The sequence below is a fragment of the Streptomyces sp. NPDC034085 genome, from assembly GCF_055575555.1.
Map to the genome: position 1 here is coordinate 75600 of NZ_JBVISL010000002.1, position 20719 is coordinate 96318.

At 73.4% G+C, this 20719-nt stretch carries 19 protein-coding genes; 10 read left to right on the forward strand and 9 right to left on the reverse strand.

Annotation, left to right across the window (positions count from 1 at the left end):
- Positions 1 to 15 precede the first annotated feature (15 nt).
- The 4 genes from ACZ501_RS05535 to ACZ501_RS05550 all read right to left on the reverse strand — a co-directional run bounded on the left by ACZ501_RS05535 (position 16) and on the right by ACZ501_RS05550 (position 5639).
- The gene (locus ACZ501_RS05535; RefSeq protein ID WP_468792845.1) at positions 16 to 1212 is read right to left on the reverse strand and encodes an ADP-ribosylglycohydrolase family protein; all 1197 of its coding nucleotides are present in this window, start codon (positions 1210 to 1212) and stop codon (positions 16 to 18) included.
- A 158-nt stretch (positions 1213 to 1370) separates the two neighbouring features.
- Positions 1371 to 3947 (reverse strand): bifunctional FO biosynthesis protein CofGH, encoded by a 2577-nt coding sequence (locus ACZ501_RS05540; protein WP_468792847.1) that lies wholly within the window; start codon positions 3945 to 3947, stop codon positions 1371 to 1373.
- Between the two features lie 40 nt (positions 3948 to 3987).
- Positions 3988 to 4770 carry an SDR family oxidoreductase gene (locus ACZ501_RS05545; protein WP_361609097.1) on the reverse strand — a complete coding sequence of 261 codons (783 nt, stop codon included), beginning with the start codon at positions 4768 to 4770 and terminating at the stop codon, positions 3988 to 3990.
- A gap of 107 nt (positions 4771 to 4877) precedes the next feature.
- On the reverse strand, positions 4878 to 5639 hold the full coding sequence (locus ACZ501_RS05550) for an LppU/SCO3897 family protein (protein ID WP_468792850.1): 762 nt from the start codon (positions 5637 to 5639) through the stop codon (positions 4878 to 4880).
- A gap of 449 nt (positions 5640 to 6088) precedes the next feature.
- Between ACZ501_RS05550 and ACZ501_RS05555 the strand changes: the two genes are divergently transcribed.
- A complete protein-coding gene (locus ACZ501_RS05555; protein ID WP_468792853.1) occupies positions 6089 to 7801 on the forward strand; it encodes a lytic transglycosylase domain-containing protein in 1713 nt (570 codons plus the stop codon).
- Positions 7802 to 7881: 80 nt separating this feature from the next.
- Here the strand turns inward: ACZ501_RS05555 and ACZ501_RS05560 are convergent, their stop codons facing one another.
- Complete coding sequence (locus ACZ501_RS05560) at positions 7882 to 8367, reverse strand: hypothetical protein (protein ID WP_361609091.1); 486 nt, start codon at positions 8365 to 8367, stop codon at positions 7882 to 7884.
- A gap of 234 nt (positions 8368 to 8601) precedes the next feature.
- Entirely contained in the window at positions 8602 to 8805 is a 204-nt protein-coding gene (locus ACZ501_RS05565) for a cold-shock protein (protein WP_007265804.1), read from the reverse strand.
- A 237-nt stretch (positions 8806 to 9042) separates the two neighbouring features.
- Between ACZ501_RS05565 and ACZ501_RS05570 the strand changes: the two genes are divergently transcribed.
- The 5 genes from ACZ501_RS05570 to ACZ501_RS05590 all read left to right on the forward strand — a co-directional run bounded on the left by ACZ501_RS05570 (position 9043) and on the right by ACZ501_RS05590 (position 14234).
- Positions 9043 to 9906 carry a menaquinone biosynthetic enzyme MqnA/MqnD family protein gene (locus tag ACZ501_RS05570; protein WP_468792856.1) on the forward strand — a complete coding sequence of 288 codons (864 nt, stop codon included), beginning with the start codon at positions 9043 to 9045 and terminating at the stop codon, positions 9904 to 9906.
- 205 nt (positions 9907 to 10111) lie between these two features.
- Positions 10112 to 12007, forward strand: a complete 1896-nt coding sequence (locus tag ACZ501_RS05575; protein WP_468792859.1) for a serine/threonine-protein kinase — start codon at positions 10112 to 10114, stop codon at positions 12005 to 12007.
- 85 nt (positions 12008 to 12092) lie between these two features.
- On the forward strand, positions 12093 to 13292 hold the full coding sequence (gene mqnC, locus ACZ501_RS05580; RefSeq protein WP_361602996.1) for a cyclic dehypoxanthinyl futalosine synthase: 1200 nt from the start codon (positions 12093 to 12095) through the stop codon (positions 13290 to 13292).
- 6 nt (positions 13293 to 13298) lie between these two features.
- On the forward strand, positions 13299 to 13943 hold the full coding sequence (locus ACZ501_RS05585; RefSeq protein ID WP_361602999.1) for a hypothetical protein: 645 nt from the start codon (positions 13299 to 13301) through the stop codon (positions 13941 to 13943).
- Positions 13944 to 14027: 84 nt separating this feature from the next.
- A complete protein-coding gene (locus ACZ501_RS05590) occupies positions 14028 to 14234 on the forward strand; it encodes a hypothetical protein (protein ID WP_468792861.1) in 207 nt (68 codons plus the stop codon).
- A 10-nt stretch (positions 14235 to 14244) separates the two neighbouring features.
- Here the strand turns inward: ACZ501_RS05590 and ACZ501_RS05595 are convergent, their stop codons facing one another.
- On the reverse strand, positions 14245 to 14982 hold the full coding sequence (locus ACZ501_RS05595) for a DUF3152 domain-containing protein (RefSeq protein WP_468792864.1): 738 nt from the start codon (positions 14980 to 14982) through the stop codon (positions 14245 to 14247).
- A 165-nt stretch (positions 14983 to 15147) separates the two neighbouring features.
- Here ACZ501_RS05595 and ACZ501_RS05600 point away from each other — a divergent pair, with 165 nt between their 5' ends.
- The 3 genes from ACZ501_RS05600 to ACZ501_RS05610 all read left to right on the forward strand — a co-directional run bounded on the left by ACZ501_RS05600 (position 15148) and on the right by ACZ501_RS05610 (position 18140).
- Positions 15148 to 15840 carry a demethylmenaquinone methyltransferase gene (locus ACZ501_RS05600; RefSeq protein ID WP_361603005.1) on the forward strand — a complete coding sequence of 231 codons (693 nt, stop codon included), beginning with the start codon at positions 15148 to 15150 and terminating at the stop codon, positions 15838 to 15840.
- 6 nt (positions 15841 to 15846) lie between these two features.
- Positions 15847 to 16758 (forward strand): glutaminase, encoded by a 912-nt coding sequence (locus ACZ501_RS05605; RefSeq protein ID WP_361603008.1) that lies wholly within the window; start codon positions 15847 to 15849, stop codon positions 16756 to 16758.
- Positions 16759 to 16856: 98 nt separating this feature from the next.
- Positions 16857 to 18140: a geranylgeranyl reductase family protein gene (locus ACZ501_RS05610; protein ID WP_361603011.1), complete on the forward strand. Its 1284-nt coding sequence runs from the start codon at positions 16857 to 16859 to the stop codon at positions 18138 to 18140.
- Between the two features lie 60 nt (positions 18141 to 18200).
- Here the strand turns inward: ACZ501_RS05610 and ACZ501_RS05615 are convergent, their stop codons facing one another.
- On the reverse strand, positions 18201 to 18512 hold the full coding sequence (locus ACZ501_RS05615) for a hypothetical protein (protein ID WP_468792867.1): 312 nt from the start codon (positions 18510 to 18512) through the stop codon (positions 18201 to 18203).
- Between the two features lie 183 nt (positions 18513 to 18695).
- Positions 18696 to 19559 carry a C40 family peptidase gene (locus ACZ501_RS05620; RefSeq protein ID WP_361603017.1) on the reverse strand — a complete coding sequence of 288 codons (864 nt, stop codon included), beginning with the start codon at positions 19557 to 19559 and terminating at the stop codon, positions 18696 to 18698.
- Positions 19560 to 20352: 793 nt separating this feature from the next.
- Here ACZ501_RS05620 and ACZ501_RS05625 point away from each other — a divergent pair.
- Entirely contained in the window at positions 20353 to 20712 is a 360-nt protein-coding gene (locus ACZ501_RS05625) for an NADH-quinone oxidoreductase subunit A (RefSeq protein ID WP_361603020.1), read from the forward strand.
- Positions 20713 to 20719 lie beyond the last annotated feature (7 nt).

Consider the following 20719-nt stretch of genomic DNA (forward strand, 5'->3'; position numbering starts at 1 on the left):
CCCGCCCCCCGGGTGTCAGCCGCGGGGGTAGCGGGCCAGCCAGCCCGGTGAGGTGACCGCGGGGCCGTGCAGGGCTGCGCCCTGGGTCATCTCCAGGGCGAAGTCGTCGGCCAGTTCCAGGAGGGTGGGGCGGCCCTCCAGTTCGGCGAGCCAGGGCGCCGGGAGGGCCGTCTCGCCGTGCAGGGCGCCGAGGAGGGCGCCGCACAGGGCGCCGGTGGCGGCGGAGTCGCCGCCGTGGTCGACGGCCAGGCGCAGGCCGTGCGGGACGTCCTCGGCGACGAGCGCGCAGTACACGGCGACGGCGAGTGCGTCGGCGGCGTCGGGCCCGTCCGCGCCGTCGGCCCCGCCGCGGGAGAGGGCCTCGACCGGGCCGGGCCCGGGCGCGCCCCGGGTGACGGCGGTGACCGCGCGCCGCAGGGCCTCGGTGACGGGCTCGTGGCCGGGTCGGGCGGCGAGCAGGACGAGGGCGCGCCGGACGGCGGCGTCCAGGGCCTCGCCCCGGGTCATGCCGTGGACGATCACCGCGACGGCTCCCGCGGCCAGGTACGCGGTGGGGTGGCCGTGGCTCTGGGCGGCGCACTCGATCGCGAGCTGGAGGACGAGCGGGGGCTCCCAGCCGACCAGCAGCCCGAAGGGGGCCGAGCGGAGGGCGGGGGCGGCGCCGCGGGCGGTGGGGTTCTTCGGCTTCTCCAGGGTGGCGAGGGTGTCGTCGGCGAAGCCGGTCAGGCAGGCCCGGTCGGGGTCGCGCCGGGCGTAGAGCCACTCCTCGTTGGCGAGCCAGCCGTTGTCCTCGCGCCGCTCGTCGGGGCCCCAGTCGTGCTGGGTCGCGGCCCAGCGGCGGTAGGCGCGGTGGACGTCGGTCGGCGGGTGCCAGGCGCCGGTGTCGCGGCGGACGTGGGCCCGTATCAGGCCGTCGACGGTGAAGAGGGTCAGCTGGGTGGCGGCCGTGACGGCGCCGCGGCGGCCGCGGGCCGGGGCCGGTCCGGCCGGTCCTGCCGGGCCGTGGGCCGCGCGGAGGGCGTCGGGGGAGAGGCCGGCGACGGGGGCGCCGAGGGCGTCCCCGAGGGCGGCGCCGAGGAGGGTGCCGCGCACCCGGCTTCGGAAGTCCTGCTGTTCGGCGCGGCCCCACAGGGCGGTGGCTGTTCCCGGCCCGGCGGCCGCGGGTCCGGCGGTGCCCGTCGTGGTGCGCAGCGTGCTCGTCGTCGTGTCCATGCCGTTCCCCCCAGGCTCAGGACGCGCACTGTAGTGGACGGCTTCGGTCGTTTTCGGAAGCAGTCGGTCGGGTCGCCCGTAAGTGAGCGGAGAACGGCCGGAACGCGAACGGTTCCGGCCACCGCCCCGGCCGCCGGCCGGAGCCCCCTCGCGCGCGCTCAGTCCAGGACCGGCAGGAGCTCCGGCAGGTGGCCGTCCGAGGCGCGGGCCGCGTCCTGGCGCTCCTGCGGGACCTCCCCGTACAGGGTGGTACGGGCCTTCGCGGGCCGGCCCGCCGCCCCGGCGACCGCGATCAGGTCCTGGACGGACTTGTACGAGCCGTAGGAGGAGCCCGCCATCCGGGAGATGGTCTCCTCCATCAGGGTCCCGCCCAGGTCGTCGGCGCCGGAGCGGAGCATCTCGGCCGCGCCCTCCGCGCCCAGCTTCACCCAGCTCGTCTGGATGTGCGGGATGTGCGGGTGCAGCAGCAGCCGGGCCATCGCCGTCACCGCCCGGTTGTCGCGGACCGTCGGACCGGGCCGCGCGATCCCGGCCAGGTAGACGGGGGCGTTGGTGTGGATGAAGGGCAGCGTCACGAACTCGGTGAAGCCGCCCGTCTGCTGCTGGATGCGGGAGAGGGTGCGGAAGTGTCCGAGCCAGTGCCGGGGTTGGTCCACGTGCCCGTACATCATGGTGGAGGAGGAGCGGATGCCCAGCTCGTGCGCCGTCGTGACGACGTCGATCCAGTCGGCCGCCGGCAGCTTGCCCTTGGTGAGCACCCAGCGGACCTCGTCGTCCAGGATCTCCGCCGCCGTGCCCGGGATCGAGTCCAGACCGGCCTCCTTGGCGGCCGTCAGCCAGTCCCGTACGGACATCCCCGTGCGGGTGGCGCCGTTGACGACCTCCATCGGGGAGAAGGCGTGCACGTGCATCCCCGGGACCCGCTCCTTCACGGCCCGGGCGATGTCGAAGTACGCCGTCCCCGGCAGGTCGGGGTGGATGCCGCCCTGCATGCACACCTCGACCGCGCCGACGTCCCAGGCCTGCGCCGCGCGGTCGGCCACCTGCTCCAGCGACAGGGTGTAGGCGTCGGCGTCCGTGCGGCGCTGCGCGAAGGCGCAGAAACGGCAGCCGGTGTAGCAGACGTTGGTGAAGTTGATGTTGCGCGTGACGACGTACGTGACGTCCTCGCCCACCACCGACCTGCGCAGGTCGTCCGCGATCCGGCACAGCGCGTCCAGCGCCGGGCCGTCCGCGTGCAGCAGGGCCAGGGCCTGGCCGTCGGTGAGCCGCTCCGGATCGTCGGCGGCCCGGGCGAGCGCCTCCCGTACGTCGGTGTCGATGCGCTCGGGCGCCATCCCGGGCGCGGCCGCCTCGCGCAGGGCCTCCCAGTCGCCGTAGACGTGGTCGAAGTCCTCGCGGCGGTCGCCGGTGCGGCCCTCGGTGTCGACGGCGGTGTGCAGGTCGGTGCGCCCGTAGGAGGCGAAGGAGTCCTCGGGCTCCTGCCACGGGTGCCCCTCGACCACCGCGTCCGGATCGGCGAGCCCGGTCTCCGGGTCCGCGAGGGCGCGCACGTGCGGCAGCAGCCGGGGATCGAGCCACGGCTCGCCGCGCCGCACGAACTCCGGGTAGGCGCAGAGCCGTTCGCGGAGTTCGAAGCCGGCCTGCGCCGACCGCTCGGCCAGCAGGTCGATCTGGGGCCAGGGCCGCTCCGGGTTGACGTGGTCCGGGGTCAGCGGCGAGACGCCGCCCCAGTCGTCGATGCCGGCGCCGATCAGCCGGGCGTACTCCCCGTCGACCAGGTTGGGCGGGGCCTGGAGGCAGGCCGAGGGACCCATGATGTGCCGGGCGACGGCGATCGTGGCGACGAGGTCGTCCAGTTCGGCGTCCGGCATGCCGCGCATGGCCGTGTCCGGCTTGGCGCGGAAGTTCTGGATGATCAGCTCCTGGATCCCGTGGTAGGCGCGGGAGATCCGGCGCAGCGCGAAGAGCGACTCGGCGCGCTCCTCGTACGTCTCCCCGATGCCGATCAGCAGCCCGGAGGTGAAGGGCACCGAGGAGCGCCCGGCGTCCTCCAGGACGCGCAGCCGGACGGCCGGCTCCTTGTCGGGGGAGCCGTGGTGCGGGCCGCCGGGCTCCGACCACAGGCGGGTGGCGGTCGTCTCCAGCATCATCCCCATGGAGGGCGCGACGGGCTTGAGGCGCTGGAAGTCCGACCACGACATCACGCCCGGGTTGAGGTGGGGCAGCAGCCCGGTCTCCTCCAGGATGCGGATGGAGACGGCCCGCACGTAGGAGATCGTGTCGTCGTAGCCGTGGGCCTCCAGCCACTCGCGGGCCTCGGGCCAGCGCTCCTCGGGCTTGTCGCCGAGGGTGATGAGGGCTTCCTTGCAGCCGAGCGCGGCGCCCCGGCGGGCGATGTCGAGGACCTCGTCCGGGGACATGTACATCCCGTGGCCGGCGCGGCGCAGCCGGCCGGGGACGGTGGCGAAGGTGCAGTAGTGGCACTTGTCGCGGCACAGCCGGGTGAGGGGGATGAACACGCTCTTCGAGTACGTGATCACGCCCGGGCGGCCGGCGGCCGCCAGGCCCGCGTCGCGGACCCGGGCGGCGGAGGCCGCCAGGTCCTCCAGCGCCGCGCCGCGCGCCCGCAGGAGCACGGCCGCCTCGGTCGCGTCGAGCGCGACGCCGTCGCGGGCCCGCCGCAGCGCACGGCGCATGGCGTTGTCGGTCGGGGCGTCGCTCGCACTGGTCATGGGGCGAGCATACGATCCGGCCGGGTGCCGGTGGAGGGCGTCATCGCATCAGCTCACCGGCGTTGACCAGCAGGGACTGGCCGGTTATCGCCCGCGCCCGGTCGGAGGCGAGGAACACGGCGGCATCGGCCACGTCCCCGTCGGTGGCGAGGTCGGGCAGGGCCATCCGCCCCGTCAGGCGCTGGTGGACCTCGGCCTCGGGGACGCCCTCCGTGTGGGCGGTGAAGGTGACGAAGGCCTGTACGGGCGGGCCCCACATCCAGCCGGGCAGCACGGTGTTGACGCGGATCCGGTGCGGGCCCAGCTCCCGGGCGAGGGAGTACATGGCGGAGGTCAGCGCGCCCTTGGAGGCGGCGTAGGCGGCCTGGCGGACCTCGCTCGGCGCGGCGACGGCGGACTGGGTGCCGATGAAGACCACGGAGCCGCCGCCCGCCTTGAGGGCGGGCAGGCAGGCCCGGGTCATGCGCAGGGTGCCGAGGAGGTTGACGTCGAGGATCTGCTGCCAGGTGCCGAAGTCGGCGTCCTCCAGGCCGCCGAAGTACGAGTCCCAGGCGGCGACGTGCACGACGGCGTCGATGCCGCCGAACCTTTCGCGGGCGAGGGCGGCCAGGGCCTCGCACTGGCGCTCGTCGCCGATGTCGGTCGGCAGGTGGGCGGTGCGGGTGCCGTCCGGGTCGATCTCGGCGGCGGACTTGGCCAGGTTGGCCTCGGTGCGCGCGCCGAGGACGGCGTTGCCGCCGTCGCGGACCACGGCGGCGGCCACCTGGTGGCCGAGCCCGGCCCCCACACCGGAGACGACGACGGTCTTCCCTCGCAGCAGCATGACGCGCCCCCAGGCGGCTCGGTCCAGGAATCTGACGGGCCGTCAGGGTAGGGGTGCGGACCACCGGTGTGAAGGGGTGCGGCGCCGGGGGCCGGCCCCCGGCGGGCTCAGCGGCGCCCGGTCACGTCCAGGACGATGTTGACCACGACCCAGGTGGCCCAGAGCAGCGGGATGATCGCCACGTAGGCGAGCGGGCGCGCGTGCACCGGCGGGCCCTCGTCCAGCGGCCGGTGGCCCGGCGCCGGGGTGGGGTGCGGCAGCTTGGCGAACTTCATCGCGGCGATCAGGTTCCAGAGCAGCGTGAACGGCGTGAAGACCACCAGGGACAGGGGGCTCCACCAGCCCTGGCACAGGGTCTTGGTGGTCATGGTGCGCACCAGCGCCCGCCCGCACTGGCGGCAGAAGGGCCCGTTGAGGGTGTGGAAGCGCATCAGGACCAGTACGCCGACGTGGGCGCGCACCGCGAAGTTCGCCGCCTCGGGGGCGCCGCAGTTGCGGCAGCCGGGCGCCTGGGCGTGGGGGTGCGGGGCCGCGTACTGCGGGTGCTGCGGCTGGGGCTGCTGCGGGTGGCCCGGGCCGGGGGCCGGGTAGCCGGGCGTGGGGTGGCCCTGGTGGGGGGCCGGGTGGCCGGCGGCCGGGTGGCCGGGGCCGCCCGCGGGCGGGCCGTACGGGTTCGGGGCGGCCGGGTTCGGGGCGTACGGGTTCTGCCCGGCCGGGGGCGCGGCGGCCGGGTGCGCGGCCGCGGGGCCGGGGGCGTACGGGTTCTGCCCCGCCGGGCTCTGGCCGTACGGGTTCTGCCCGGCCGGAGGGCCGGGGTGCGGGTTCGGCGGAACCGGGGCTCCGGAGTAGGGATTCGGCGGAGTGGTCATGGCAGGCCTTCGGTATCGGCGCGGGCGGGGAGCGGCGACCGGCCGGACACCCCGGACCGATTCCGTTGCCTCCTCCGGCTGTTGTCACGGAGGAGGAGGTGCCGAACACCAGTGCGCTCGATGGGTCACGAACGTACCAGGCTCCCCTGACAGCCCGGCCCCCCTCGCGGCCGCCCTCCCCGACAACCGTCGTAAAGCCCCACGGAGCGGCACCAGCAGGGGTGTTCGGGGCCTTTCGGACGGGCATCCGCGGCCCCCTCCCCGCCCGGCCGCAGGGCCGCCGGAGGCGGTCTGGACGTCCTGGGCCACAGGACGGTGAAGCCGAGACGAATGGTGTGTCATATCTACGGGGGCGATGGTGAGTCGTATCGGAATACCTGATAGACAGAACAATCGCGGCCCGACCGGCCGCACGCCTTTGCCGGCCGCCTTGGGGGGATCGCCGCACCGTGAAGCCGCTTCACCGCCACGTAGTCAACACCTCACGCAAGGTCCTGTGCACCGCCGCGCTCGCGGCCAGCCTGACCACCGCCGCCGTCGTGACCAACACCCCGGTCGCCGGCGCCGGCGAGGCCGAGCCCACGCCCGACAGCCCCCAGGCCGCCGACCGCGGCGACGCCCGCCTCGACCTGCCCGGCCAGCTCGCCGACCCGGTGGTCCCGCCCGCCGCCGGTACGGGCACCGCGGCCGAAGGGGCCTCCGGCATACCCGCGACCGCCCTGGACGCCTACAAGCGTGCCGAGGTGGCGGTCGCCGCGGCCCTGCCCACCTGCAAGCTCCCCTGGGCGCTGCTGGCCGGCATCGGCCGCGTCGAGTCGGTGCACGCCTCCGGCTACGGGCTCAAGTCCGACGGCACCACCGAGAAGCTGATCCGCGGCCCGCGCCTGGACGGCAACGGCTTCGCGAAGATCCTCGACACCGACAAGGGCGAGTGGGACGGGGACACCGAGTACGACCGCGCCTTCGGCCCGCTCCAGTTCATCCCCTCCACCTGGGCCACCTGGAAGGCCGATGGCAACGGCGACGGCAAGCGCGACGCCAACAACATCTACGACGCGGCGCTCGGCGCTGGCCTCTACCTCTGCTCGGGCGGCAAGGACCTCTCGCTGCCGGCCGACCTCGACAAGGCGATCCTCGGCTACAACAGCTCCCGCGAGTACGTGAACTCCGTCCTCGGCTACATGCGCCAGTACCAGCAGGACGGCACCGCAGGCATTCCGAACCCGCCCGTCGGCACCTACCCGACCCCGCCCACGTCGACCCTGCCGACCCCGCACGTCCCCACCGCGCAGCCGCCGGCGACGAGGCCGGGCACCCCGGTGAACCCGTCCCGCCCGACCCCGGACCCCAAGCCCACCCCGAAGCCGGAGCCCTCGAAGCCGACGCCGACGCCGGAGCCGTCCAAGCCGACCCCGGCGCCCGCGACCCTGGCCAAGCTGGAGCGGGTCGGCGACGCGAAGCTGGAGGCCCAGGCCGGCAGCCTGTTCGCGGAGGGCACCCGCTTCAAGGCGGTGCTCAGCGACGGCAAGCCGGCCGCGGGCCAGGCCGTGGTCGTCGCCGTCGAGCAGGACACCACCGGCGGCACGGGCTTCGTCTTCGGCGACGAGTCGAGCGTGGTCGTCCGTACGGACGCCGACGGCGTCGCCACCGCACCCCGGCTCAAGGCAGGACCGCAGGCGGGCACCTTCACCCTGCGGGCCACCGCCTACGACGCCAAGAGCCAGTTCACCGTGGCCCTGGACGGCAAGGTCACCGCCAAGCCGGCCGCCGAGCCGCTCGTGGTGACCCGCACCGACGGCACCGGACCGGTGAAGGCCTCCGCCGGCACCGCCGTCAAGGGCCTGGAGTTCCGGGCCGCCCGTGGCGGCGAGCCGGTGGCGGGCGCCCGGCTGACCGCCGCCCTGGTCGAGGAGGTCGCGGGCCGGCCGGGCGTCTGGGCCCCCGTGGACCCGAAGACCGCCAAGGGCCCCTGGTTCAAGGGAGCCGCGGCCGGCGAGAAGCTGTTCGCCCTGGAGCTGCCCGAGACCGGCGCCGACGGCACGACCGCCCTCCCGGACCTGCTCACCACGGACGTCCCCCAGGGCACCTACCACCTGCGGCTGCGGACGGCGGACAAGACCGAGCTGATCGTCACGATCGAGGTCACCGCCCCGAAGGCCTGACCCGCAGCTCCGCACACGAGACGGCCGGCCGCCCTGGGCGACCGGCCGTCTCCTGTCGCGGCGTCGCGCCGCAGGGAGCGCTAGACGACGGGCGTGGCCTGGAGGGCCTGGAAGCCGACGCCGCAGGTGCCCGGCAGGTTCGTGGGGCTGAACGGCGTCGAGGACGTGGTGCAGCGGGCCTCGTAGATCACGCCGCTCTTGCTGAGCAGCGTGAGGGTGAGCCGGCCCCCGGAGTTCTCCTCGACGGAGACGGCGACGTCCACGACGCACCTCGGCGCGTTGGGGACGACATCGAGGTTGATCCACACGCCCTGGTTGCGGCTGTCGTTGAGGAAGGTGTGCCCCTCGCGGTCGGTGGCCAGACGGAACACCGTGCCCAGCGCGAAGGAGAAGTCGGGGGCGGCGGAGCTGACGTGCCGCGCCACCGGACCGCACCGGTTCTTGCCGTGCGGGTTCGGGTCCGGCGTCGGACCGCCGGCCGCCGCGGACGGGGCCATCAGCGCTCCGAGGAGCACGGCCCCGGATACGGCGGAGATTCCTCGTGCGGCCCAAGCGAGCTTCCTCATGTGCTTCCTTTCCCGTGCCCGGCCTCGGTGACGGGACCCAGCCTCCCCGGCCCGCCCCCGGCGAACACGCCATGTGATGAACGGTCACCCAACGGAACCATCGGCGCACCCCGAACGGCGCTGCGGACGGACCGGGACGGGAAAAAGGCAGGAGCCCCGCCCCCTCCGCTCACACGGAGGAGGCAGGGCTCCTTGGGTACTGCGAATTCCGACCGCGATCGGCCGGCCTGGCGACTAGGCCGGGGTGACGTTCTCCGCCTGCGGACCCTTGGGGCCCTGCGTGACGTCGAAGTTGACCTGCTGGTTCTCCTCGAGGGAGCGGAAGCCAGAGGCGTTGATCGCGGAGTAGTGGACGAAGACATCCGGGCCGCCGCCGTCCTGGGCGATGAAGCCGAAGCCCTTTTCAGCGTTGAACCACTTCACGGTTCCGGTAGCCATGAGCCCTCCTATGGGCCAAAGGGTCGCCCTGCTCCAGAACCTGCTAAGAAGTCTGAAAACTACAAAAGCCTGCGGGTTACATGCTCCGCAGGCCTCGTACTGCAAGGGAAACCAAACTGCAACTTGCGTCGAGCCTAGCACGCACCCTCGGGCCGAGACCAGAGGGAAAGATCACGTCACTCGGACGTTTGAAGACCCGCTCGATCGCTGACGGAGAAGCGGGGCTAGTCTCGCGATGTGGACGTCTATCGCAGCCGGCCCCGCGTCGGCCACATCCAGTTCCTGAACTGCCTGCCCCTCTACTGGGGGCTGGCCCGAACCGGCACGCTGCTGGACCTGGAGCTGACCAAGGACACCCCCGAGAAGCTGAGCGAGCGCCTCGTCCAGGGTGACCTGGACATCGCCCCCATCACCCTCGTGGAGTTCCTCCGCAACGCGGACCGGCTCGTCGCCTTCCCCGACCTGGCGGTCGGCTGCGACGGCCCCGTGATGTCCTGCGTGATCGTCTCGCAGGTCCCGCTGGACCAGCTGGACGGCGCCCGGGTCGCCCTCGGATCGACCTCCCGCACCTCCGTACGCCTGGCCCAGCTGCTCCTCGCCGAGCAGTACGGAGTCCGCCCCGACTACTACACCTGCCCCCCTGACCTGGGGCTGATGATGCAGGAGGCGCAGGCGGCGGTCCTGATCGGCGACGCCGCGCTGCGCGCCTCGCTGCACGACGCGCCCCGGCTCGGGCTGGCCGTGCACGACCTCGGCCGGATGTGGAAGGACTGGACGGGACTGCCGTTCGTCTTCGCCGTCTGGGCCGCCCGCAAGGACTACCTGGAGCGCGAGCCCGCCGTGGTGCGGGAGATCCACGAGGCGTTCCTCGCCTCCCGGGACGTCTCCCTGGAAGAGGTCGTCAAGGTCGCCGAGCAGGCGGCCCGCTGGGAGGCCTTCGACGCCGAGCTCCTCCAGCGCTACTTCACCACCCTCGACTTCCGCTTCGGACCCGAGCAGCTGGCCGGCGTACGCGAATTCGCGCGGCGCACGGGAGCGGACACCGGGTACGACGCGGACGTCCGCGTGGAGCTGCTCGAGGCGGCCGCGCCGGATCACTGATCACGGTTTCCCGGCGGGCCTTCCACTTCCCTCTTCGGGAATGTTCCGTTTGCCGGGAATTCGTTCGCCTTTCGTATTCACCTCCACCGGAGGCGAATGCGAAGGGCGGCGGCGGAAGCGCGCGGTATTCGGCGGGAACGCGCCCCCGCCACCCCCTAAGGTGCTGTCTGTTCGCACACACGGATCTCGGGGGACGGGGGACGCGATGCAGCCGCTCGAAGCCGGCGAGCCGCGCACCATCGGGGCGTACCGGCTGCTCGGCCGGCTCGGCGCGGGCGGCATGGGCCGGGTCTACCTGGGGCGCAGCGCCGGCGGCCGGACCGTCGCCGTCAAGATCGTGCACCCGCACTTCGCCGCCGACGCGGAGTTCCGCGCACGCTTCCGCCGCGAGGTGGAGGCCGCGCGGCGGGTCGGCGGGGAATGGACCGCGCCGGTGCTGGACGCCGACCCGGACGCCGCGGTGCCGTGGGTGGCGACCGGCTACGTGGCGGGCCCCTCCCTCGACCGGGCGGTGGCCGGGCACGGGCCGCTGCCCGAGGCCTCGGCGCGGGCGGTGGGTGCGGGGCTGGCCCGCGCGCTGGTGGCGGTGCACGGGCTGGGGCTGGTCCACCGCGACGTGAAGCCCTCCAACGTGATGCTGACCCTGGACGGGCCGCGCCTGATCGACTTCGGGATCGCCCGGGCCACGGAGGGCACCGCCTCGCTGACCTCCACCGGGGTCTCCATCGGCTCGCCCGGCTACATGTCCCCGGAGCAGATCCTCGGCAAGGGCGTCAGCGGCGCCTCGGACGTGTTCTCGCTGGGCGCGGTGCTGGCCTTCGCGGCGACCGGCCGGCCGCCCTTCACCGGGGACAACTCCGCGACCCTCCTCTACAAGGTGGTCCATGAGCCGCCGGAGCTGGACGGGATCCCCGCGGGGGAGCTGCGCGAGCTGATCGGGTCCTGCCTGGCCAAGACGGCGTCCGGGCGGCCGCGGCCGGAGGACCTCGCGGCGGCCCTGGGCGGCGCCCTCGGCGCGCCGGGGTGGCTGCCGGCGCCGCTGGTGGAGGAGGCGACCCGGGCGGCGGTGGCGCTGCTGGACCTGGACGCCGATCCCGCCGGGGCTGCGGCGGGCTCCGGCTCCGGCCCGGGCGCCGGTGCCGGTCACCCGGCGGGGTACGGCACGGCGGCCGGGTCGGGATCCCGGGCCCAGGCCGGTTCCGGGTCCGGCACCGGGACCCCGGCCGGTTCCGGCTTCGGGTCGCCCGCCCCGGCCGGTTCGGGCTCCGAGCCGGTGCCGTTCACGGCCGGGTCCTTCGGGGGGCCGGCCGGCGCCGGTTTCGGGACGCCGGACCCCTCGTACGGGGGCCCCGCCGGGGTCGGCTTCGGGACGCCGGACTCCTTCGCGCAGGCCGGCCCGTACGGATCCGCCGGCGCGGGGGCCGGGGTGTACGGCGCCCCGACCGAGACGGCCGGCGGGGCGGGGGCCGGGGTGCCGAAGCCGCGCACCGCAGCCGGCGACACCCGCGGGGTCACCCTCACCGCGGCCGGCCGCCGCTTCAGCTGCACCCTGGTGCTCGGCGCCGCCTGCGTGCTGGCGGCGCTGTCCGGCGGGCTGTACGCGACGGGCCTGCTGCCCGGCCAGGGGGAGCACCGGGAGGTGGCGGGCAAGCCGCCGCAGCACTCCCCGGCCCCGGCGGGCTCCGCGCCGGACTCCGCCCACCCGTCGGCGTCCCCGTCCCCGGCCCCGTCAAAGGGGACCCGTACCGACGTCCCCAAGGAGCTCATCGGCACCTGGAAGGGCACCGTCACCACCCACCTCGGCGCCACCAGCCAGTTCGAGATCACCATCAAGGGCGGCAAGACCGGCGAGGTCGTCGCCCGGGACAAGTCGGTCCTGCCGCTCCTCGGGACCGACTGCAGCGGCGACTGGAAGCTGGTCTCCGCCACCGACCGCTCCCTGGTCCTCGACACGGCGGGCGGCCCCAATCCGGCTCCGGGCATCTGCGCGGGAGGATCCGCCGACGAGCGGTTCAGCCTGAACGCCGGCGGCTCGCTGCACTACACGTCGGGCGACAAGGCGGCGGGCAACCCCGAAGGGGACCTCACCCGCAGCCCGTGACCCCCGCCCTGGAAAGGGCCCACGGCCGCTGGCGTAGGCTGGCTCGGTCCGGACCCTTGACACACCGCCGAAAGGTGATCCACCGGTGACCGACCTGGCCGCACTCCAGTCCGTCCTCGACCGCGCCGCCGCAGGGGGCCGGATCACCAGGGAAGAGGCCCTCGACCTCTACCGGCACGCCCCCCTGCACGCGCTCGGCCAGGCCGCCGACGCCGCGCGCCGGCTGCGCTACGCCGGTACGGAGCACATCGCGACGTACATCATCGAGCGCAACATCAACTACACCAACGTGTGCGTCACGGCCTGCAAGTTCTGCGCCTTCTACGCGGCCCCCAAGGACACGAAGAAGGGCTGGTCGCGCGACCTCGACGACATCCTGCGCCGCTGCGCGGAGACCGTCGAGCTGGGCGGCACGCAGATCATGTTCCAGGGCGGCCACCACCCGGACTACGGCGTCGAGTACTACGAGCACCACTTCTCGGCGATCAAGAAGGACTTCCCGCAGCTGGTCATCCACTCCCTCGGCGCGTCCGAGGTCGATCACATGGCCCGCATCTCCGGCGTCAGCGCCGAGGAGGCCATCCGGCGCATCCACGCAGCCGGCCTCGACTCCTTCGCCGGCGCCGGCGCGGAACTCCTGCCGGAGCGCCCGCGCAAGGCGATCGCGCCGCTGAAGGAGTCCGGCGAGCGCTGGCTGGAGATCATGGAGATCGCCCACCGGCTGGGCGTGGAGTCCACCTCCACCATGCTGATGGGCACCGGCGAGACCAACGCCGAGCGCATCGAGCACATCGCGATGATCCGCGACACCCAGGACCGCACGGGCGGCTTCCGCGCCTTCATCCCGTACACCTACCAGCCCGAGAACAACCACCTCAAGGGCCGGACCCAGGCGACCGTCTTCGAGTACCTGCGCATGATCGCCATCGCACGGCTCTTCCTCGACAACGTCGCGCACATCCAGGGCTCCTGGCTCACCGTCGGCAAGGAGGCGGGCCAGCTCGCCCTGCACTACGGCGCCGACGACCTCGGCTCGATCATGCTGGAGGAGAACGTGGTCTCCTCGGCCGGCGCCAGGCACCGTTCGAACCGCCAGGAGATCATCGACCTGATCCGCAAGGCGGGCCGCGTCCCCGCGCAGCGCGCGACCACGTACGAGCACCTCGTGGTGCACGACGACCCGGCGAACGACCCCGTCGACGACCGCGTCGTCTCGCACATCTCCTCGACCGCCATCGAGGGGGGCACCGCGCACCCCGAGCTGAAGCTCATCTCCACGAACTGACGCCCCATGCTGACGCTGCACACCGCCGAGCTCCTCGTCACCGGACCGGGCGCCGTTCCGCTGGAGGACGGCGCGGTCCTGGTCGAGGGCGACCGGGCCGTCCGCGTGGGCCCGTACGGGGAACTCGGCGCGGCCGCGCCGCACGCCCGGGTCCGCCGCTGGCCCGGGGTGCTCACCCCGGGGCTGCTCGCGCGCGGGGCGGACGAGCTGCTGGAGCGGACGTACTACCCGGACGACCCGTACGAGGTCACCGAGCTGGGCGCCGACCCGATCACCGGGGCCGAGGCGCTCGAGGCGCTGAAGATGACCGAGGCCCGCTGGGGCAACAGCGCCCGGCGGGGCACGCAGAAGCTGCTGGCGCGCGGGGTGGTGGCGGTGGCCGGGCGCTTCACGACCGCCTCCGTGCGCACCGCGGTCGTCCGTTCGGGCCTGGCGGTGGTGCCGCCGGCCCCGTACGAGGGCACGCCCGCCCTGGACCCGCTCGCCGGGCGGGAGTCGGCCGGGCAGGCGTACCACGGGGTGCTGGAGGCGGGCGCCCCGGCCCGGTTCGCGGTGTTCGCGGTGGCGGACGAGGCGGAGCTGCTGGAACGCGGCGCGACCACGTGCGTGGCCACGGTCATCGCGGGCCGCCTGTTGCACCGGCGGCGGTAGCCGGGCGCCGGAGCCGCGCGAGGTGTCGGGACCTTCCGGGCGGGGCACAGTGCCGGGTGTTCCCGAACCGCTCCGGAGGTCGCGATGGCCCTGCACAAGAAGACCGTCGGGTTCACGGTCGCCGGCGTCGCCGCGGGCGTCGCGGGATTCCTCGCCGCGTCCGGCAGGCGCCGCGCGGCCGAGAGCTCTCCCGCCGGCCGGCCCGACTGCGACGGCGGCGGCCGCGACGGCACCCGCAGTCGCGGCAGCGCGAGCAGCTGCGGCACGGCGGTCTCCGGCAACGGCCTCTGAGCGGGATGGCCTACGGGGCCGGCGGGCCCGCCAGGTACGTGCCGGCGGCGGCGTAGGGCCACGCGTTGGACGTGCAGCCGAGCAGCCCCTTGATCTGCTGCATCATCGCCGGGGCGGGGGCTCCGGGGCGCGGGCAGGTCTCGTGGCCGTGGCCGAGCTCGTGGCCCACCTCGTGGTTGACGATCAGCGCCCGGTACTCCGCCGGCGTGCCGCTGAACCGGGGCGAGCCCTCCTGCCAGCGCTTGAGGTTGACGACGACGGTGTGCCCGGCCCGGCAGTTGGCCTCCCCGACCAGCTCGGGGGTGACCACCTCGCACAGCCGGTCGGTGGTGGCGGGCGTGGCGATCCGGACCGTGAAGTCCACCGGCTCCCCGCGGCCGACGAGCCGGAAGCCGTTCGCGGGGTCGCGTGTCCAGCCGCGCCGGTCCCCGAGGACCGCTTCCACGGCCCGGGCGGCGTCGTCCGGGTCGACGCCGCTGCCGTTCTCCACCTCCACCCGCCAGCGCAGCGGGCGGCCCTCGCCCTGGGGCCGCCCGGTGGCGGAGGAGGCCGTGAACCCCACCGGCACCGAGGTCACCCGTTCCGGCCGCGGGGGAGCCCCGCCGCGGCCGTCGGCGTCCCCCTCGCGCGGCCCCAGCCGGTGGGCGGCCACCGCGAGGGCGGCGAGCAGCGCCGACAGGAGGACCGTGTGGCGCAGTCGCCCGCGCCGCTCCGCCCGCCGTGCGCTCCCTGATCGGCCTGCCGGCATCCGTCAACCCTTTGTTCGGAATGTCCGACAGTCTGCCCGCTTCCGGTCCGGATCCACCGGAACGCCGGCCGGGCCGGGGCAGCGGCCGGGCCGGACCGGCGGCCTGAGAGGATGACCGGGTACCCGTCCGACGCAGACACACCGAGCACCGAGGGGCCAACGCCAGTGACAAGGGCTTCCCTGGACAAGCAGCCGCACGAAGTCGCCTCCATGTTCGACGGGGTGGCCGCGAACTACGACCTCACCAACGACGTCCTGTCCCTCGGCCAGGCGCGCCTGTGGCGCAAGGAGGCCGCCAGGGCGGTCGCCGCCCGCCCCGGCCAGAAGGTGCTCGACCTGGCCGCCGGCACCGCCACCTCGTCCCTGCCGTACGCCGCGACCGGCGCGTACGTCGTCCCCTGCGACTTCTCCCTCGGCATGCTGCGCGAAGGCAAGAAGCGCAACCCGTGGCTGCCGCTGACGGCGGGCGACGCGACCCGGCTCCCCTTCGGGGACGACGTCTTCGACACGGTGACGATCTCCTTCGGACTGCGCAACGTCCAGGACACGGAGGGTGCGCTGCGCGAGATGTACCGGGTGACCAAGCCCGGCGGCCAGGTCGTGATCAGCGAGTTCTCGCAGCCCACCTGGGCCCCCTTCCGGACCGTCTACACCGAGTACCTGATGCGCGCCCTGCCGCCGGTCGCCCGGGCGGTCTCCTCCAACCCGGACGCGTACGTGTACCTCGCCGAGTCCATCCGCGCGTGGCCCGACCAGCCGGCGCTGGCGGCCCTGCTGCAGAAGGCCGGCTGGTCGAAGGTGGCCTGGCGGAACCTGAGCGGCGGCATCGTGGCGCTGCACCGCGGGGTCAAGGCGTAACCCTGCATGGACTACCAGGGGCTGCTGGAGCGGGTCGCGGCCGACGTCTCCCCGCTCGTGGGCAGCGGGACGCCGGCCGAGTACATCCCGGCGCTGGCCAAGGTCGACGCGCGGCAGTTCGGCATGGCGGTGGCGGACCTCGACGGCAACGTCTTCGGGGTCGGCGACTGGCGCACGCCCTTCTCCGCCCAGTCCGTGACGAAGGTCTTCGCGCTGGCCCTCGCCCTCGCGGAGGGCGGTGACGGCCTGTGGGAGCGCGTGGGCCGGGAGCCGTCGGGCAATCCGTTCAACTCCCTGGTGCAGCTGGAGTACGAGAACGGCATCCCCCGCAACCCGTTCATCAACGCGGGCGCGCTCGTCGTCACCGACCGGCTCCAGACGCTGACCGGTGACGCGAGCAGCGAGCTCCTGGACTTCCTGCGGCAGGAGAGCGGCAACCCGGGCATCGGCTTCGACCCGGAGGTGGCCGCCTCCGAGCAGGAACACGGCGACCGCAACGCGGCGGTGGCCCACTTCATGGCCGCGTACGGCAACATCGACAACCCGGTGCCGGCGCTGCTGGAGCACTACTTCTGGCAGTGCTCCATCGAGATGAGCTGCGCCGACCTCGCCCTGGCCGGCCGCTTCCTGGCCCGGCACGGCCTGCGCGCGGACGGCTCGCGCCTGCTGACGCGCAGCGAGGCGAAGCAGGTCAACGCGGTGATGCTGACCTGCGGTACGTACGACGCGGCGGGCGAGTTCGCCTACCGCGTGGGCCTCCCGGGCAAGAGCGGCGTGGGCGGCGGCATCATCGCGGTGGTCCCGGGCCGGTGCACCCTCGCGGTGTGGAGCCCGGGCCTGGACGCCCGGGGCAACTCGGTGGCGGGAGTGGCGGCGCTGGACCGCTTCACGACCCTGACGGGCCTCAGCGTCTTCTAGCCCGCGGACCGGCCCCGGGCGGGTCCGCGCCGCTGCATAGACTGCGTCATGTCCCGTGCCGTTGGGCACCCCTTATCGAGCCTTCGGGAGACCCCGCAGTGACCGAGCCTCTCTCCGAGCACTCCGCGGACGTGATCGTCGTCGGCGCCGGGCCCGCCGGTTCCACCACCGCCCACTACCTCGCCAAGGCCGGCCTGGACGTCCTGCTCCTGGAGAAGACGGCGTTCCCGCGCGAGAAGGTGTGCGGCGACGGTCTGACCCCGCGTGCCACCAAGCAGCTGGTCGCCATGGGCATCGACGTCTCCGAAGAGGCCGGCTGGCTCCGCAACAAGGGCCTGCGCATCATCGGCGGCGGGCAGCGGCTCCAGCTGGACTGGCCGGAGCTCGCCTCCTACCCGGACTACGGACTCGTCCGCAAGCGTGACGACTTCGACGAGACCCTGGCCCGCCAGGCGCAGAAGGCCGGCGCCCGGCTGTACGAGCGCTGCAACGTCGGCGAGCCCGTGCGCGACCCCCGTACCGGGCACATCACGGGCGTGCAGGCGAAGCTCGGCGAGGAGAAGACGCCCGTCACCTTCCACGCCCCGCTGGTCGTCGCCGCCGACGGCAACTCCTCGCGCCTGTCCCTGGCGATGGGCCTGCACCGGCGCGAGGACCGCCCGATGGGCGTCGCGGTGCGCACGTACTTCACCTCGCCCCGGCACGACGACGACTACCTGGAGTCCTGGCTGGAGCTGTGGGACCGGCGCGGCCCCCAGGACCGGCTGCTGCCGGGCTACGGCTGGATCTTCGGGATGGGCGACGGCACGTCGAACGTCGGCCTCGGCATCCTCAACTCCTCCTCCGCCTTCAAGGAGCTGGACTGGCGCGAGGTCCTCAAGGCCTGGTGCGCGTCCATGCCGGAGGACTGGGGCTACACCCCGGAGAACATGACGCACCCGATCCGCGGTGCGGCGCTGCCGATGGCCTTCAACCGGCAGCCGCACTACACCAAGGGGCTGCTGCTCGTCGGTGACGCGGGCGGGCTCGTCAACCCGTTCAACGGCGAGGGCATCGCCTACGCGATGGAGTCCGGGCAGATCGCCGCCGAGGTGATCGTGCAGGCGCACGCCCGCGCCACCCCGGCGCAGCGCGAGCTGGCCCTGCACAGCTACCCGAAGGTCCTCAAGGAGACCTACGGCGGCTACTACACGCTGGGCCGTGCCTTCGTGAAGCTGATCGGCAACCCGAAGGTCATGAAGGTGGCCGCGCAGCGGGGCCTGACGCACCCGGTGCTGATGCGCTTCACGCTGAAGATGCTGGCGAACCTGACCGACCCGACGGGCGGCGACGCGATGGACCGCATCATCAACGGCCTCTCGAAGGTGGCCCCGAAGGCCTGAGCGGGCCCGCCAGGGCGCTCTGCGGCGCCTGTGAGCCGCTCCCGGGTCTCCGGGGGCGGCTCAGTCGTTCCCGTCGCTCCCAGGCCCCCGTACGGCCGCCCCGGCCGCCCCGGGGCCGCCGTGGACGGTGCGGACGCAGCGGGCCAGCAGGACGAGCCCGGACAGCAGCAGCGCGCCGGAGACGGTCCAGCCGAGGCCCAGCGTCAGGGGATTGCCCGGTTTGTGCCACGGGCGGGTGGTGGTCAGCAGCCAGCCGCCGACCGAGAGGAGCCCCAGCCCGAGGGCGGCCGGGACGGCGGTGCGGTCGCCGGCGAGCCGGTCCTCGTCGCGGTGGCCCTCCTTGCCGCGGCCCTCGTAGGACGGTCTGCTCACGGACCACCACCTCCAGGGCTGATCGGTTCGAACGGCCGCGCGCAGCGGCCATTTTCCCAGCATGCCGAAGGTCCGGCACTCCGCCCCCTGGGGGTACCTCCCAGCGGTAGCCGGGGGAGGGGGAGTGCCGGACCTTCAGGGACCGTGCGACACGGGGACCGTCGCGATCGGGGAACGCCGCGGTCAGAGGACGCGGACGGCGCCCGTCGGCATGTCGTAGCTCAGGTTGCGCTCGACGATGCCGGTGCTCGGGTTCTGCGCACCGACGAACTTGCCGCCACCCACGTAGATGGCGACGTGCCACGCGCTGCCCTTGGCACCCCAGTACAGGATGTCGCCGGGCTGCAGGTTGCTCAGCGAGACCGAGCGGCCGGCCATGGACTGGTCCTGCGAGACGCGGTCCAGGGTGATGCCCGCCTGGCGGTAGGCGGCCTGGACGAGGCCCGAGCAGTCGTACGCGGAGGGGCCGGTGGCGCCCATCACGTAGGCCTTGCCGATCTGGGCGCGGGCGAAGTTCACGATGGCGGCCGCCGAGCCGGTGGCCGGCTTCGAGGCGGTGGAGCCGCTGCCCGAGCCCTTGGCGACGGAGGAACCGCCGTCGTCGGAGGCGGAGGCGGTGGTCAGGGAGGTGCGGTCGGTGCCGCGGCCCGCGCGCTCGGCCTCGGCCTTGCGGTCGGCCTCCTGCTTCGCCTTGAGCTCGGCGGCCTTGGTGGCGTCTTCCTTCGCCTGCTTCGCCTCGGCGGCGGCACCCGTGCGGGCGCTCTCCTCCTGGGCGTTCAGCTCGCCGGTGACGGCGGCCTCGACGGCGGCGACGCGGGTGTTCTCCGCGGCCGTGTTGACGGCGTTGGAGACTTCGGCGCCGAGGTCCAGGTCGAGGACCGGCATCTCGAGCGTCGTCTCGGCCACGGGCTCGGACGGCGACGCGCTCGCGGTTCCGGCCATGGCCAGGGTGCTGAGGACGCCACCGGCAACTCCGGCGCGGACCGCGAGCTTCGAGGCGCTGCGGCGGGGCTTCCGGTGGCTGGGTATGTGAGCGGTGTGGGACATGGGACAACCGCTATCAGGGGTGCCGGGTTTCCTTCAAGAAACGTGGTCTGCGCCACAGTTGCGCGCGAGGGCCGCTAACCGGGCGTGCGACGCCTCTTATTGACGCCGTAACGGACGTAACGGACACGCTTTCACAAGGCTGTGATCATGGGCTTTCAGTAATAAGTCCGAATTGATCCACGGCCTACCATCCACCCGTACAGATGGCCAAGCCCCCTTTCGGCGACCCCTGTTCGGTGTGTCGCAGGTCACAGTCACCCGTCGCCGTGAGGGCGCTGTGACCGGTCCGTGATCCCGCCGTGAAGCCGCCGTGCGGTTCGTGAACGGATGCACAGGATCTCCGCCCGGTTCCCGTCGGCGGCGAATCCCGGTCACCGCGTCCACTCCCGTACCGGGCCCCTCCCCCGACCGGGGGACGCACATCCCCTTACCAGTTCGGACACCGCTTCGCCAATTTGCCTGCACTGCCCATCATTTGATAGAGCACCACGCCTTCCACCTGCGCCTACGGGGCCGGATGTCACCTTTGGTGATCATGTGGATGCCTTGAGTATGAAGATCACCACTCATTGGGCTTCATGATCGTTCGCCGGGTGGTGGAGATCACAAACCCGGTGTTGCAACCCGTGTCGCAGATCACAGACCGGCGGGCATAAGATGCGCACCAGTCCGGCTTGTGAACTGCCTCACATGCGATCGGCCCCTGTTCGAGGGGGTGGCCTTCGAAGGGGCGGGGCACGCGGCGCCGGCGCAGCGGTCCAACGGTCAAGGACGACTGGAAGGAGCGAGGAGCGTGAATGCGTACGCACCCATCCTCGTGCTCGGCGCCATCGGCGCAGGGTTTGCGATCTTCTCCGTGGTCATGGCCACGCTGATCGGCCCAAAACGGTACAACCGGGCGAAGCTCGAAGCCTACGAGTGCGGCATCGAGCCCACCCCCGTGCCCGCCGGCGGCGGACGCTTCCCCATCAAGTACTACCTGACGGCGATGCTCTTCATCGTCTTCGACATCGAGATCGTCTTCCTCTACCCCTGGGCCGTCACCTTCGACGCCCTGGGGATCTTCGGGCTCGTCGAGATGCTGCTCTTCGTGCTCACCGTCTTCGTCGCCTACGCCTACGTGTGGCGCCGCGGCGGCCTGGAATGGGACTGAGGGGCTG

Excerpts from the sequence above, each read along its gene's own strand:
- ACZ501_RS05535 (WP_468792845.1), bottom strand. The coding sequence starts at position 1,212 with ATGGACACGACGACGAGCACGCTGCGCACCACGACGGGCACCGCCGGA.
- ACZ501_RS05560 (WP_361609091.1), bottom strand. The coding sequence starts at position 8,367 with ATGAGGAAGCTCGCTTGGGCCGCACGAGGAATCTCCGCCGTATCCGGG.
- ACZ501_RS05545 (WP_361609097.1), bottom strand. The coding sequence starts at position 4,770 with ATGCTGCTGCGAGGGAAGACCGTCGTCGTCTCCGGTGTGGGGGCCGGG.
- ACZ501_RS05575 (WP_468792859.1), top strand. The coding sequence starts at position 10,112 with ATGCAGCCGCTCGAAGCCGGCGAGCCGCGCACCATCGGGGCGTACCGG.
- ACZ501_RS05605 (WP_361603008.1), top strand. The coding sequence starts at position 15,847 with ATGGACTACCAGGGGCTGCTGGAGCGGGTCGCGGCCGACGTCTCCCCG.
- ACZ501_RS05620 (WP_361603017.1), bottom strand. The coding sequence starts at position 19,559 with ATGTCCCACACCGCTCACATACCCAGCCACCGGAAGCCCCGCCGCAGC.
- ACZ501_RS05565 (WP_007265804.1), bottom strand. The coding sequence starts at position 8,805 with ATGGCTACCGGAACCGTGAAGTGGTTCAACGCTGAAAAGGGCTTCGGC.
- ACZ501_RS05540 (WP_468792847.1), bottom strand. The coding sequence starts at position 3,947 with ATGACCAGTGCGAGCGACGCCCCGACCGACAACGCCATGCGCCGTGCG.
- ACZ501_RS05590 (WP_468792861.1), top strand. The coding sequence starts at position 14,028 with ATGGCCCTGCACAAGAAGACCGTCGGGTTCACGGTCGCCGGCGTCGCC.
- ACZ501_RS05550 (WP_468792850.1), bottom strand. The coding sequence starts at position 5,639 with ATGACCACTCCGCCGAATCCCTACTCCGGAGCCCCGGTTCCGCCGAAC.
- ACZ501_RS05595 (WP_468792864.1), bottom strand. The coding sequence starts at position 14,982 with ATGCCGGCAGGCCGATCAGGGAGCGCACGGCGGGCGGAGCGGCGCGGG.
- ACZ501_RS05585 (WP_361602999.1), top strand. The coding sequence starts at position 13,299 with ATGCTGACGCTGCACACCGCCGAGCTCCTCGTCACCGGACCGGGCGCC.